The 446-nt window shown below is 67.7% G+C and carries 1 protein-coding gene; it reads right to left on the minus strand.

What is annotated here, in order from left to right; all coding sequences use genetic code 11:
- Positions 1–446, minus strand: a 446-nt coding sequence (locus D7Y11_RS42930; protein WP_148139307.1) for an ABC transporter ATP-binding protein, incomplete at both ends; no start/stop codon positions are given.

Here is a 446-nt window from a genome sequence, read left to right on the forward strand (position 1 = left end):
GTGCAGCACCGCCACCACGGTGCGGCCGTGCTCGCGGTTGAGCATCGCGAACAGGTCGAGCAGTTCCACCTGGTGCGCGATGTCCAGATAGGTGGTGGGCTCGTCGAGCAGGATCAGGGGCGTCTGCTGCGCGAGAACCATTGCGACCCAGACGCGCTGGCGTTGCCCGCCCGACAGTTCGTCGACCAGTCGTGCCGACAGTTCGGTGACACCGGTGTGCCGCATGGCGTCGGCGACCGCGGCCGCGTCGTCACGTGACCACTGCCGGAACACCTTCTGATGCGGAAAACGGCCACGCGACACCAGATCTGCCACCGTGATACCCTCGGGCGCGATCGAGGTCTGCGGCAGCAACCCGAGTCGGCGCGCCACGTCCTTGGTGTGCATGGTCGCGATGTCGTGCCCATCGAGGATCACCCGCCCGGCCGACGGTGTGAGCAACCGGG

Origin of the sequence: Corallococcus sp. AB018 (genome assembly GCF_003986945.1) — a bacterium.
Taxonomy (GTDB): domain Bacteria; phylum Myxococcota; class Myxococcia; order Myxococcales; family Myxococcaceae; genus Corallococcus; species Corallococcus exiguus.